The following is a 12896-nucleotide window of genomic DNA, read 5'->3' on the forward strand; positions in this document are numbered from 1 at the left end:
ATGTACTCCCGCAGCTGGAACGGCGGCCGGCACCGGCACTGAGACGGCGACGATGACCTCACCTGCCCCGATCACGCGCGCTCTCACCCCGGTCGGCCGGCTCTTCGGCCTCGGCGTCGACGTGGTGCGCAACATCTTCCGGCCGCCGTTCCAGCTGCGGGAGTACATCGAGCAGACCTGGTTCGTCACCAAGGTCTCCGCGCTCCCCACCGCTCTGTTCACCATCCCCTTCGGCGCCACGATCGCGCTCCTGCTGGCCGACCTCACCCGCCAGTTCGGCGCGCAGAGCCAGACCGGCGCCGGCAGCGTGCTCGCGATCGTCCAGCAGGCCGCCCCGATCGTCACGGCGCTGCTGATCTCCGGGGCGGGCGGCAGCGCCGTGTGTGCCGACCTCGGGGCGCGGACGATCCGCGAGGAGATCGCCGCGATGGAGGTGCTGGGCATCTCGCCGATCCAGCGGCTCGTCGTGCCCCGGGTGCTCGCGATGGCCACCACGGCGGTGGTGCTCAACGGGCTGGCCACGGTGGTGGGTGTCGGCGGTGGCTACTTCTTCAACGTCGTTGTGCAGGGCGGCACCCCGGGCGCGTACATCGCGAGCTTCTCCGCGATCGCGCAGGTCTCCGACATCGTGGTGAGCGAGATCAAGGCGGCGCTGTTCGGCTTCACCGCGGGCGTCGTCGCCGCGTTCCGGGGGCTCAACCCGCCGCCAGGGCCGAAGGGCGTCGGGGACGCCGTGAACCAGTCCGTCGTCATCTCGTTCGTGCTGGTGTTCCTGATCAACCTGGTGCTGACGTCGCTGTACCTCGAGCTCGTGCCGCCGAAGGGGTCGTGACGTGGCGTTGCTGAACGGCCGGGCGCGCCGCGTGCTCGACGCACCGCTGCACGTGCTCGACGAGCTGGGCGAGCAGCTCTCGCTCTACGCCCGCGCGATCGTGTGGATCCCGCGCACGCTGCGCCGCTACCGCGCGGAGATCGCCCGGCTGCTGGCCGAGGTGAGCTTCGGCTCCGGCGCGCTGATCGTCATCCTCGGCACGGCGGGCGTCATGCTGTCGCTGTCGCTGTTCGTCGGCAGCCTGGTGGGCCTGCAGGGCTTCCGCGCGCTGGACTCGCTCGGCGTCGAGGCGCTCACCGGCTTCATCACGGCCTACTTCAACACCCGCGACATCGCCCCGCTCGTCGCGTCGGCGGCGCTCACCGCCACCCTCGGTGCCGGGTTCACCGCCCAGCTGGGCGCGATGCGGATCTCGGAGGAGGTCGACGCGCTGGAGGTGATGGCGGTGCCCAGCGTGCCGTTCCTCATCACCACCCGCGTGATCGCCGGCGTGCTCGCGATCATCCCGATGTACACCATCGGGCTGCTGGCGAGCTTCGGCGCCTCCCGTCTCAACGTCACCCTGATCAACGACCTGCCCGGCGGCACCTACGACCACTACTTCGACCTGTTCCTGCCGGTCAGCGACGTGCTGTACTCCTATCTCAAGGTGATCGTCTTCGCCGTGGTGATCATCCTGATCCACTGCCACTACGGCTACAACGCCAAGGGCGGTCCCGCCGGCGTCGGCATCGCGGTCGGGCGGGCGGTGCGCCTGTCGATCGTCAGCACCGCGATCCTCGACTTCTTCCTCACCCTGGTCATCTACGGCACCTCGACGTCGGTGAGCGTGGCCGGATGACCGCAGGGGGCAGGTCGTGAAGCGCAGGCTGCAGGGGCTCGCGTTCGTCGTGGTGCTGCTCGCGATGGCCGGGCTCGCGGTCGGCAGCTACGCCGGGGCCTTCTCCGACGACGTGCCGGTGACGCTGAAGGTGGACCGGGTGGGCACGCAGCTCGTTCCGCGGGCGGACGTGAAGGTGCGCGGGCTGAACGTCGGCACGGTGCGGTCGGTGAGCACGGACGGGTCCGGTGCGACGGTGCAGATGGCCCTCGACCGGGACAAGATCGCGCAGATCCCGCGCGGCGTCTCGGCGCGGCTGATCCCCAAGACCCTGTTCGGGGAGCGGTACGTGTCGCTGGTGCCGCCGAACGGGGCGGCGGGTCCGCCACTGGCCGCGGGCGACGTCATCCCCGAGGACCGCAGCGAGGCGGCCCGCGAGATCGAGCGGGTGCTCGACGGGCTGCTCCCGCTCCTGCAGGCCGTGCCACCGCAGGACCTCGCGACCACCCTCGGTGCGCTGTCGCAGGCACTGTCCGGTCGCGGGGAGGACCTCGGCAAGACGCTGGTGCAGCTGCAGAAGCTCACCGGTGGTCTGCGTCCCGCGGTCCCCGACCTGCAGGAGGACATCACCCAGCTCGCCGACTTCGCCGGCAACCTGAACCAGGCCGCCCCCGACCTGCTCGACGCGCTCGACGACTTCAGCGTCACGAGCCGCACGATCGTGGAGCAGCGCCAGCAGCTCAATGATCTGCTCACGGGCGTCACCCATGCCTCGGACGACCTGCGCGGGTTCCTCGTGGCCAACCGCGAGAACCTGATCGGGCTGGCCGCGTCGAGCCGGCCCACCCTGGAGAGCCTGGCGCGGTACGCGCCGGAGTTCCCGTGCCTGTTCGGACAGCTCGCCGGGCTCGTGCCGCGCGTCGACGAGGCGTTCGGGGTGGGCACCGACGAACCGGGGCTCCACGTCACGCTCGAGATCGTCAACAACAACGGCAAGTACGTGCCCGACCGGGACGAACCGCGCTACCTCGACGACCGGGGCCCGCGCTGCTACCCGATACTGCCGCTCGGCCCGCAGCAGCCGCCGGGCGGACCGTTCAAGGACGGGTCGAAGCCGCCGCCCCCGCCGGCGGGCTCGCCCACGGGCAGCGCGGCGGACTTCGGCGCGATCCCCACCTCGTTCTCGGACGGTCCGGCCGGCTACACCGGCATGGGCCTGCCCAACTCCCCGGGCGAGCAGCAGGTCGTCGCCGAGCTCACCGCCGCCCGTGACGGCTCGTCGCCCGCAGCGGTGCCGAGCTGGAGCAGCATGCTGGTCGGCCCGCTCTACCGCGGGGCAGAGGTGACGCTGACGTGAACCGGATCCCGTTCGGGCCGCTGATCAAGTTCACCGTCCTGACGGTCGTGGTCGCGCTGGCCACCACCGTGCTCGCGCTGACCATCGCGAACGCCTCGCCGGGCGAGCACACGTCCTACACGGCGCGCTTCACCGACGCGTCGGGCCTCCTGCCCGGCGACGACGTCCGGATCGCGGGGGTGGTGGTCGGCACCGTCGACGACGTCCGGATCGTCGACCGGCGGGTCGCGGAGGTGGCCTTCAGCGTCCTGCGTGACCAGCGGCTCCCCGCGTCGGTGACCGCGGCGATCCTCTACCGGAACCTGATCGGTCAGCGCTTCCTGTCACTGGCACTGGGTGCCGGCCCCACCGGGGCGACGCTGCCGCCGGGCGGCACGATCCCGCTGGACCGCACCCGGCCGCCGCTGAACCTCACCACTCTGTTCAACGGGTTCAAGCCGTTGTTCGCGGCACTCGACCCGCAGCAGGTCAACCAGCTGTCCTTCGAGATCATCCAGGTCCTGCAGGGGCAGGGCGGCACCGTGACGAGCCTGCTGGCGAGCACGTCGTCGCTGACCAACACCCTCGCCGACCGCGACGAGGTGATCGGGCAGGTCATCGACAACCTCAACGCGGTGCTCGACACGGTCAACTCGCGCGACCAGGAGCTGTCGGACCTGATCAGCTCCCTGCAGGCGCTCGTCTCGGGCCTCGCGGAGGACCGCAAGCCGATCGGGGACGCGATCGTGTCGATCGGCAAGCTCACGACGGTCACGTCCGGCTTCGTCGAGGAGGGGCGCCCCGCGCTGCGCCAGGACATCGCCGCGCTCGGCGACCTGGCGGGCAACCTGAACGACCAGGCGCCCAAGCTGGAGCAGACCCTGCTGAACCTGCCCGGGAAGCTGGAGACGGTCTCCCGGGCCGGCAGCTACGGCAGCTGGTTCCAGTTCTACCTGTGCGGCCTCACCGGCTCGGTCGGGCTGGAGCCCTACCTCCCGACGGCCGAGATCCCGGCCTTCAGCAGCGCCTCGCCACGCTGCGGCCCGGACCCCGACGGCGTGCAGGGCCAGCAGCCCGCGCTGCTCGGGGGCATCCCACCGGCCGCCGCCGGTCCGGCCGCTCCTCCCGCACTGCCCCCCGCGCTGTCGTTGCCGGGAGATCGCTGATGCCCGAGCAGCGCAACCCGGTGCGCACCGCGGTGATCGGTCTGGTGGTGCTCGTGCTCATCGTCGTGGCCGCCTTCAACGCGCCCCAGCTCTTCGGCGGCGGCACCACCTACCGGGCCGAGTTCAGCGAGGCCGCCGGCCTCACCTCGGGCGACCTCGTGACCATCGCGGGTGTCGAGGCCGGGCGCGTCGGCTCGGTCGAGCTCGCGGGCGACCGGGTTCTCGTCACCTTCACGGTTTCCGACGCCTGGGTGGGCGACCGCACGTCCGCCTCCATCGAGATCAAGACGCTGCTCGGCGCGAAGTACCTGGCACTGGACCCGCAGGGAGACAGCGCGCTCGCCCCCGACGCGGTGATCCCGCTGGCTCGCACCGCGTCCCCGTTCGACGTGGTGGAGGCCTTCGACGGGCTCTCCGGCACGATCGACCAGCTCGACACGAAGCAGCTGGCGCAGAGCCTGGACACGCTCGCGGAGACCTTCCGGGACACCGCCCCCGAGGTCCGCGGCGCACTGGACGGCCTGTCGCGCCTCTCCACCACGATCGCCAGCCGCGACGACGAGATCCACAAGCTGCTCGCAGGCACCCACAACCTCTCCGGCGTGCTGGCCGACCGGAACGACGAGTTCGAGAAGCTGCTCTCCGACGGCAACCTCCTGCTCGCCGAGATCCAGAAGCGCAAGCAGGCGATCAGCGCGCTGCTGGACGGCACGCGCGAGCTGTCGGAACAGCTGCGGGGCCTGGTGGCCGACAACCGCGACCAGCTGCGGCCCACGCTGGAGCAGCTCGACCGGGTGGCGGCCCTGCTGCAGCGCAACCGGGACTCCCTCGACAACGGGCTGCGGCTCGAGGCGGTGTTCGTGCGGCTCTTCACCAACGCCGTGGGCAACGGCCGCTGGTTCGACAACTACGTCTGCGGGCTGGTGCCCCCGACCGTCGGCCCGATCAACCCGGGGGGGTGCTGAGGATGGGGCCCACCGACACCGACCGCCGCCAGCTGCAGTTCACCGCGCTGGCCGCCGTCGTGGCCGTCCTGTTCGCCGGCGGCCTCTACCTCGTGCTCCAGCCGCCCGGCCGGCTGGTCACGGCCTACTTCACCTCGGCGGCGGCCCTGTTCGAGGACAACTCCGTGCGGGTCCTCGGCGTGCCGGTCGGCACGATCACCGAGGTCGAGCCGCAGGGCACCCAGGTGCGGGTGGAGATGCGGATCACCGACAGCGCGCTCAAGCTGCCGGCCGACGTACGCGCCGTGGTGGTCTCGCCCAGCCTGGTCACCGGCCGCTACGTCCAGCTCACCCCCACCTGGTCGAGCGGACCCGAGCTGGCCGACGGGGCCGTCATCCCCCGCGAGCGCACCGCCGTCCCGCTCGGGGTGGACGACCTCACCCGTGCGGCCACCGACCTCGCGAACGCGCTGGGGCCCAACGGCGTGAACGCGAAGGGGGCGCTGTCCGACGTGCTCGACGTCGGGGCGGAGAACCTGGACGGCAACGGCCAGAAGGTCAACGACACGATCCGCAACCTCGGCGAGCTGTCCGGCACGCTGGCGAACTCGCGCGACGACCTCTTCGGCACCGTCACCGAGCTGCAGAAGTTCACCTCCATGCTCGCGGACAACGACGACCAGGTGCGGGAGTTCAACGGCAGGCTCGCGGACGTCTCGGGCTTCCTGGCCGACGAGCGCGGAGATCTCGGCACCGCCGTCTCGGAGCTGTCGATCGCCCTCGGCGAGGTGGCCGACTTCGTGCGCGACAACCGGGCTTCCCTGCAGTCCAACGTCGACAGGCTCACCGACGTGACGGCGGTGCTGGTCAAGCAGCAGAAGGCGCTCGCCGAGATCCTCGACATCGCCCCGGCGGGCCTGTCCAACCTCGCCAACACCTACAACGGCTCGTCCGGCACCCTCGACACCCGGGCCGACGTCAACGAGCTGTCGCTGCCGCCGATCGTGCTGGTCTGCCAGGCACTCAAGCGCGGCACGCCTGCCGACCTGCCGCAGGACCTCGCCGACACGTGCTCCCAACTGGAGCCCGTGCTGTCCGGGGCGGTGCCGCTGCCCAGCGCCGCGCAGGTGATCACCGCGCTGCAGTCCGGCCAGGCCCCACCGGTCCCGGGGCTGGCGCTGCCCACCGAACCGGCGCCCCGGTCGTCGGGAGGTGGCGGGTGATGCGCCGCACCGGCCTCCGGCTCGCCGCGCTCGCCACCGCGGTCGCGCTGCTCACCAGTGGCTGCGGGGTGCTCTCCGGCGGCCTGCGCGGCGTCGACCTGCCGGGAGGCGCAGCGCTCGGCTCCGACCCGTACCGGCTCACCATCGAGTTCTCCGACGTCGTCGACCTGGTACCGCAGTCGCTGGTGAAGGTCGACGACGTCCCGGTCGGCACCGTCACCGACATCACCGTCGGCCCCGCCTGGACGGCCATGGTGAGCGTGCTCGTCAACCGGGACGTCGCGCTGCCCGCCGATGCGCAGGCCCGAATCCGGACCACGAGCCTGCTCGGGGAGAAGTTCGTGGAGCTCGCCGCGCCGCAGGAGGCGCCCGGTTCGCCCACACCGCCGAGGATCGCCGACGGCGCCACCATCCCGCTCGCGCGCACCAGCCGGGCCGCGGAGGTGGAGGAGGTGCTCGGTGCACTGTCGCTGCTGCTCAACGGCGGTGGCATCGCGCAGATCCGCACGATCTCCAGCGAGCTCAACAAGGCGCTCACGGGCAACGAGCCGGAGATCCGCGCGCTGCTCGACGACCTGGACAACCTCGTCGGCGCACTGGACGACCGCAAGACCGAGATCACCCGTGCGCTCGACGAGATCAACCGGCTCTCGTCCACGCTGAGCGACCGTCGGGACCAGATCGAGACCGCGTTGGACGACCTCGCGCCCGGCCTCAAGGAGCTGGAGGCCCAGCGCGGGCAGCTCGTCGACATGCTGCAGGCCCTCGACCGGCTCTCCGGCGTGGCCACCGACGTGATCAACCGCAGCCGGGACGACGTGCTCGCCGACCTGAAGCTGCTGCAGCCCACCCTGGGCAAGCTGGCCGAGTCCGGTCCCGACCTGGTCAACTCGCTGGAGATCCTGCCGAGCTTCCCGTTCACCGACGGGTCGGTGGAGGGCTTCGCGGGGGACTACGTCAACCTCTACATCCGGGCCGACCTCGACCTCGGCCACATCCTGGCCAACCTCGCGCGGTCCAACCAGCCCTTCCCCGGCCCGGACGGCCCGATCCCCGGGCTGCCGCCCACGTCCGAGCTGCTCGGCCCCCTGCTGGGCCCCACCGGTCCCGCGCTCCCGCAGTTCCCCCTGCTCGGCGACGACGGTCCGCTGCCACTGCCGTTGCCGCTCCCCGGCCAGACCGGCCGGGCGCCGTCGACCGGGCCGACCACACCTCCGACCGAGACGCCGGAGCCGACCAGGGGCGGGGTCCTCGGCGGCCTGCTCGGAGGCGACGGATGATCACCCGGACGGTACGGCTCCAGCTGATCGCGTTCTTCCTGGTCACAGCACTCGGCGTGGGATACGCCGGGTTCCGCTACGCCGGGTTCGGCGACCTGTTCGGCACCACGACCTACCCCGTGCGGCTGCAGCTGGCCCAGTCCGGGGGCATCTTCACCGGCGCCGACGTCACCTACCGCGGCGTCTCCGTCGGCCGCGTCGGCCCGCTGACCCTGACCCCGGACGGCGTCGAGGCGCGCCTCGACATCGACCGCAGCGCCCCGCCCATCCCGGCCGACCTCGACGCCGCGGTGCACAACCTCTCCGCGATCGGCGAGCAGTACGTCGACCTGCAGCCCACCACGGACAAGGGCCCGGTGCTCGGCGCCGGATCGGTCATCCCGGTGTCCCGGACCAGCACCCCGGTACCCATCGAGGACCTCGTCGTGAGCCTCGACGACTTCGTCCGCTCGGTGCCGCTGGACTCCCTGCGCACCGTCGTCGACCAGCTCGGCACGGCCTTCGACGGCACCGCGCAGCCCCTGCAGAAGATCCTCGACACCACCAACGCGTTCACCTCCGACGCCGTCGACGCCCTGCCGCAGACGCTGGCGCTGATCCGCGACGGACGCACCGTCCTCACCACCCAGAACGACGTCGCCGGCTCGTTCCAGAGCTTCAGCCGCGACCTCGCACTGCTCGCCGACCAGCTGAAGACCTCGGACCCGGACCTGCGCCGGTTGCTCGTCACCGGCCCGGACGTGTCGAACGAGGTGGTCGGCCTGCTGCAGGAGAGCGGCCCGGGACTCTCGCAGCTGGTCGCCGACCTGCTCACGGTCTCGCGGGTGGCCGAACCGCGCCAGGACGCGCTGCGGCAGCTGCTGGTCACCTATCCCGGGGTGGCGTCGAACGGCTACAGCGCCCTGCCCGGTGACGGCACCGGCCACCTCGGTCTCGTGGTGAACGTCTTCGACCCGTATCCGTGCGCCCAGGGCTACGAGGGCACCCCACACCGCGCCGGGGGCGACGTCACGCCGCTCCCGCTCAACGAGGACGCCTACTGCGCGGAACCCCCCGGGAGCCCCATCAACGTCCGTGGCGCACAGAACGTGCCGCGCGCGGCCACCCCGCAAGCACCCGCCGACGCCCAGGTCGGGCCGACGGGGCCGCTGCCGGCCGGATCGGCGCCCGTCGACTCGACCCCGCCACTGAGCTCCCCGGCCCAGATCCTGCTCGGCTGACCCGTCCCCCGACGGCTGGAGGTTCCCGTGACCGTTCTCGACGACCCGCCCGCGACCCCGCCGCCGCCCACGGCGCGGCTCGTGACCCCGGTGCGGGCGCTCGCGCTGCTGGTGGCGGTGGCGGCGCTGGCCGCGGCGTTCTTCGGGGTGCGCTGGGCACTCGCGCTGGGCGACGACGGACTCGAGCTGGCCCGGGAGCGCGACGTCGTGCTCATCGACGCGCAGCAGGCCGCCATCAACCTCAACAGCCTCGACTTCACCCACGTCGACGCCGGCCTCGACCTGTGGGAGCAGACCTCCACCGGCCCGTTGCTCGACGAGTTCCGCGCCAACCGCGCCGAGTACAACAAGGTCGTCACCGACTCGAAGCGCGTCACCACGGCCACGGTCGCCGACGCCGCGGTGGCGGAGCTCGACGTCCGCGCCGGGACGGCCCGCGTGCTCGTCGGGGTGGACGTCAAGGTCGTCCCGCAGGGCCAGGACCCCGTGGTCACCCGCCAGCGCCTGCAGCTGGAGATGACCCGCACCGATGCGGGCTGGAAGGCGAGCAGGCTCGCCCCGGTCCGTGCCCCGGCGAGCTGAGAGCAGGAGACGTCACCATGCCCCCCCGTCCCCGAGTACCCAGGCCCCCCGTTGGCTCGATCCGCCGCCCCCGGGTGGCCGGCGTGGCCCCCGCCGGGAACCGCGCCACCACCGGTGCCGACCGCCCCGGCACGGACACCGCCGCAGCAGACCAGGCGCCGCGCACCGGGCGCGTCGCGCTCGGCCCGGGGAGCCGGCCACCGGCCGGGCAGGCCCCGGCCGGCGGTGACCGGGCTGCTGGTGCCCTGGCTCCTGGCGCGAACGCCGCCTCCCAGGACACGGTCGCCCTGGACACGGTCGGCCCGGACTCCGGCGCTGTGGATCCGGCCGCCGTCGACCACAAGGCGGCGGACAAGGCACCGGGCCGCACGGCGGTGATCATCCTCCGCCCGAAGCGCCGCCGGGACCGGGCCGCGGACAGCGTCGCGGAGGAGGCGCCGGAGCCCGACGCCCCCGCCGCCGGCCCGGGCGAGCCCGGCAGGCGCTCCCTCCGGGTGCCGCTGCTCGCCGTGGCACTCGTGGTGCTCACCGGCCTCGCGGTGTTCTTCGGACTCGCCGACGCGCGGCTGCGCCACACCCCCTCCGCGGCCAACACCGCGCTGGTGGACGTCGGCGCCACGGCCGAGGCCGCGGGGCAGCTCACCGACGCGCTGCAGACCATCTACTCCTACGACTTCGCCCGGCTCGACGAGAACGAGCGCGCCGCCCGCGCCGTGATCACGCCGGAGTTCGCCGACCAGTTCGACAAGCTGTTCGCCCAGGTCCGTGAGCTCGCGCCGCAGCAACAGGCCGTGGTGTCGGCCACGGTCACCGTGGCCGCAGTCAAGGAGATCACCGGCGACCGAGCGGTGCTGGTGGCGTTCATGGACCAGCAGGCCACCCGGGCCGCCCCGGGCGACGACGGCAAGGCCACGCAGCTCGCCGCGGCCGGACGGCTCACCGTCACCGGGGAGAAGATCGACGGCCGCTGGAAGATCGCCGCGGTGGAGAGCAGGTGATCCCGGGCTCCGGGGACCCCCGGGATCGTGGGTGGCCCGGGGCCCGGGCAACGAACCTCTCCGGGGCCCCGATCCGCTGCACTCGCACGACCGCACCGGCGGGCGGAGTCGCCGCCGTTTCGGCCTGAGCTTTCACCGTTGTATCGAACATGTGTTCGACCGTAACGGGCGGGTCCGACATTTCTCGGAGCGGGGTCGCGGCCCGGTGTCGGCCGGCGCCGTCCGTCGCGTACCCTGGATGACGGTTCCACCGAAGACCGCAGGTCTACGCCGCCGACGAGCGATCGGCGCCGGCGTACGAAGGTTCCGCGACAGCGGCCGGCCCGCGCAGGAGGACGAGGTCACCGCGAGGTGCGCTGCTGCGCGCCGTCCGCCACGCCCCGTGCGCTCCTGCGCCGGGGCGTTCGTCTTCTCCCGGGTCCGTCGACGGTGGGTCAGTCACGTGCACGACCACCCCGACAACCGAGAGGAGGCAAGGGATGGCCAGATCTGACAAGGTCACGGCGGTCGACGAGATCGCCGAGAGGTTCCGCGGCTCGTCCGCCTCGGTGGTCACCGAGTACCGCGGCCTCACCATGTCCCAGCTGACGACGCTGCGCCGCTCGCTGGGCGAGGGCGCCACCTACCGCGTCGCCAAGAACACCTTGGTGAAGCGAGCGGCTGAGAACGCCGGCGTCGAAGGCCTCGAGGAGCTGCTCGTCGGCCCCACGGCGATCACCTTCATCACCGGTGAGCCCGTCGACGCGGCCAAGGCGCTGCGCGACTTCGCCAAGGCCAACCAGGCCCTGGTGATCAAGGGCGGCTTCATGGACGGTCGCACGCTGACCGTCGCCGAGGTCAACCAGCTGGCCGACCTCGAGTCGCGTGAGGTCCTGCTGTCCAAGCTGGCCGGCGCGATGAAGGGCACCATGGCCAAGGCCGCAGGCCTGTTCGCCGCTCCGGCGTCGCAGGTGGCCCGCCTGGCGCAGGCCCTGGCCGACAAGCGCGCGGACGAGGGCGGTGCGGCTCCGGCAGGCGCCGACACCGACGCCGACACCACCGACGCCACCGAGGCTCCGGCTCCCGCCGAGAGCTGAGCACCACCCCACCTGCGTAGTTCCACCCCAAGAGAGGAAGCGCCATCATGGCGAAGCTGTCCACCGACGAGCTGCTCGACGCCTTCAAGGACCTCACCCTGATCGAGCTCTCGGAGTTCGTGAAGAAGTTCGAGGAGACCTTCGACGTCACCGCGGCCGCCCCGGTCGCCGTTGCGGCCGCCGCAGGCCCCGCCGCCGCCGCTGAGGCCCCCGAGGAGAAGGACGAGTTCAACGTCGTCCTCGAGGCTGCAGGCGACAAGAAGATCCAGGTCATCAAGGTCGTCCGCGAGCTCGTCTCGGGCCTGGGCCTCAAGGAGGCCAAGGACCTCGTCGAGTCGGCCCCGAAGCCGATCCTCGAGGGCGTGGCCAAGGACGCGGCCGACGCCGCGAAGACCAAGCTCGAGGAGGCCGGCGCCAAGGTCAGCCTGAGCTGATCACCGCGCACCGGTAGCACCACGCCGAGGGGCGGCACCCGATCCGGGTGCCGCCCCTCGCGCATGTCCGGGTCATCGCGAGGCGGCCAGCGCGGCGAGCACCTCGGCGTCGGAGGTCTGGTCGAAGTCGCGGTACCAGCAGCTCACCGCGCCGAGCACGGACGGCGCGGTGACCAGCACCACCTCGTCGGCCGCGCCGTCCGCCCGTAGCGCGGCCGCGGTCCCCGCCCGGCCCACCGGCACGGCCAGCACCACGAGCCGCGGCCCGGCACCGCGCAGCCGGGCGAGCGCCGCCCGCGCGGTCACCCCCGTGGCCAGGCCGTCGTCGACGAGCACCACGTCACGACCCGCGACGGGCACCGCCGCGGCCACCTCCCGGTAGCGCCGCAGCTGCCGGCCCGCCTCCGCCTGCTGGTGGGCGGCCTCCCCGGCCAGCTCCGCCGTGCTCGACCGGGCTCGGCGCAGCGCCGCCACGTCCCATCCGACGGGCCCCTCCGCAGTCACGGCACCGACGCCCCACTCCGGCCGTCCCGGCGCCCCGATCTTGCGCGCCACGGCCACGTCGAGCGGAGCGCCGAGAGTCGCGGCCACCATGGCGGCCACCGGCACCCCGCCCCGGGCCAGGCCGAGCACGACGAGGTCGGTCCACGTCCGCCCGCCCAACTGCGCGCCGAGCCGCTCCCCGGCCTCGGCGCGGTCGGCGAACACCCGCCGACGCCTCCCCACAGCCATGCGTCCCGGGTACCCGCCACCCCGGCGGCAGCGACATGGACACATGTGGCTGCTCGGACGGGCCCCCGCACCGCGATATGTGTCCATGTCGCGCAGCTCGGGTTCGCTGCCGGCCGGTGATCGGTTCGAGACTCGGTCTTTGGCCCTTTGCGGGGCGGATCCCCGGGTCTCGCAGCGATCACCGGGGCCCCGGGAACTGGGCGACTCGCGCACCCGAACCGGGCGACTCGCGGGTGCGCGAGTCGCCCAGTTC

13 protein-coding genes are annotated in these 12896 nt (G+C 72.6%); 12 read left to right on the top strand and 1 reads right to left on the bottom strand.

Annotated elements, in window-relative coordinates; translation table 11 throughout:
• Positions 1-52: 52 nt before the first annotated feature.
• The 12 genes from HF577_RS33280 (at position 53) to rplL (ending at position 11911) form a co-directional block, all read left to right on the top strand.
• A complete protein-coding gene (locus tag HF577_RS33280; RefSeq protein ID WP_169399971.1) occupies positions 53-832 on the top strand; it encodes an MlaE family ABC transporter permease in 780 nt (259 codons plus the stop codon).
• A gap of 1 nt (position 833) precedes the next feature.
• Complete coding sequence (locus HF577_RS33285; protein ID WP_169399972.1) at positions 834-1673, top strand: MlaE family ABC transporter permease; 840 nt, start codon at positions 834-836, stop codon at positions 1671-1673.
• Positions 1674-1689: 16 nt separating this feature from the next.
• Positions 1690-3009, top strand: coding sequence for an MCE family protein (locus HF577_RS33290; protein WP_312859546.1), 1320 nt, complete (start codon positions 1690-1692; stop codon positions 3007-3009).
• The gene (locus HF577_RS33295) at positions 3006-4154 is read left to right on the top strand and encodes an MCE family protein (protein WP_169399973.1); all 1149 of its coding nucleotides are present in this window, start codon (positions 3006-3008) and stop codon (positions 4152-4154) included. The genes HF577_RS33290 and HF577_RS33295 overlap by 4 nt, the downstream gene beginning before the upstream one ends.
• Positions 4154-5119, top strand: a complete 966-nt coding sequence (locus HF577_RS33300; RefSeq protein WP_169399974.1) for an MCE family protein — start codon at positions 4154-4156, stop codon at positions 5117-5119. Before HF577_RS33295 ends, HF577_RS33300 begins: the two co-directional genes overlap by 1 nt.
• Before the next feature lie 2 nt (positions 5120-5121).
• The gene (locus HF577_RS33305) at positions 5122-6321 is read left to right on the top strand and encodes an MCE family protein (protein ID WP_169399975.1); all 1200 of its coding nucleotides are present in this window, start codon (positions 5122-5124) and stop codon (positions 6319-6321) included.
• Positions 6321-7601: an MCE family protein gene (locus HF577_RS33310; RefSeq protein WP_169399976.1), complete on the top strand. Its 1281-nt coding sequence runs from the start codon at positions 6321-6323 to the stop codon at positions 7599-7601. The genes HF577_RS33305 and HF577_RS33310 overlap by 1 nt, the downstream gene beginning before the upstream one ends.
• A complete protein-coding gene (locus HF577_RS33315; protein ID WP_169399977.1) occupies positions 7598-8821 on the top strand; it encodes an MCE family protein in 1224 nt (407 codons plus the stop codon). Before HF577_RS33310 ends, HF577_RS33315 begins: the two co-directional genes overlap by 4 nt.
• A gap of 27 nt (positions 8822-8848) precedes the next feature.
• A complete protein-coding gene (locus HF577_RS33320; RefSeq protein ID WP_169399978.1) occupies positions 8849-9403 on the top strand; it encodes a hypothetical protein in 555 nt (184 codons plus the stop codon).
• An 83-nt stretch (positions 9404-9486) separates the two neighbouring features.
• Entirely contained in the window at positions 9487-10401 is a 915-nt protein-coding gene (locus tag HF577_RS33325; protein WP_169399979.1) for a hypothetical protein, read from the top strand.
• A 479-nt stretch (positions 10402-10880) separates the two neighbouring features.
• A complete protein-coding gene (rplJ, locus tag HF577_RS33330; RefSeq protein WP_169399980.1) occupies positions 10881-11477 on the top strand; it encodes a 50S ribosomal protein L10 in 597 nt (198 codons plus the stop codon).
• 47 nt (positions 11478-11524) lie between these two features.
• A complete protein-coding gene (rplL, locus tag HF577_RS33335; RefSeq protein WP_169399981.1) occupies positions 11525-11911 on the top strand; it encodes a 50S ribosomal protein L7/L12 in 387 nt (128 codons plus the stop codon).
• Between the two features lie 72 nt (positions 11912-11983).
• Here the strand turns inward: rplL and HF577_RS33340 are convergent, their stop codons facing one another.
• Positions 11984-12643, bottom strand: coding sequence for a phosphoribosyltransferase (locus tag HF577_RS33340; protein WP_169399982.1), 660 nt, complete (start codon positions 12641-12643; stop codon positions 11984-11986).
• Positions 12644-12896: the final 253 nt, after the last annotated feature.

Source organism: Pseudonocardia xinjiangensis, from assembly GCF_012911925.1.
Lineage (GTDB): Bacteria > Actinomycetota > Actinomycetes > Mycobacteriales > Pseudonocardiaceae > Pseudonocardia > Pseudonocardia xinjiangensis.

Coding starts and splice junctions, on each gene's coding strand:
- HF577_RS33280 (WP_169399971.1), top strand. CDS start 53: ATGACCTCACCTGCCCCGATCACGCGCGCTCTCACCCCGGTCGGCCGG.
- HF577_RS33300 (WP_169399974.1), top strand. CDS start 4,154: ATGCCCGAGCAGCGCAACCCGGTGCGCACCGCGGTGATCGGTCTGGTG.
- HF577_RS33305 (WP_169399975.1), top strand. CDS start 5,122: ATGGGGCCCACCGACACCGACCGCCGCCAGCTGCAGTTCACCGCGCTG.
- HF577_RS33310 (WP_169399976.1), top strand. CDS start 6,321: ATGCGCCGCACCGGCCTCCGGCTCGCCGCGCTCGCCACCGCGGTCGCG.
- HF577_RS33315 (WP_169399977.1), top strand. CDS start 7,598: ATGATCACCCGGACGGTACGGCTCCAGCTGATCGCGTTCTTCCTGGTC.
- rplJ (WP_169399980.1), top strand. CDS start 10,881: ATGGCCAGATCTGACAAGGTCACGGCGGTCGACGAGATCGCCGAGAGG.
- rplL (WP_169399981.1), top strand. CDS start 11,525: ATGGCGAAGCTGTCCACCGACGAGCTGCTCGACGCCTTCAAGGACCTC.
- HF577_RS33340 (WP_169399982.1), bottom strand. CDS start 12,643: ATGGCTGTGGGGAGGCGTCGGCGGGTGTTCGCCGACCGCGCCGAGGCC.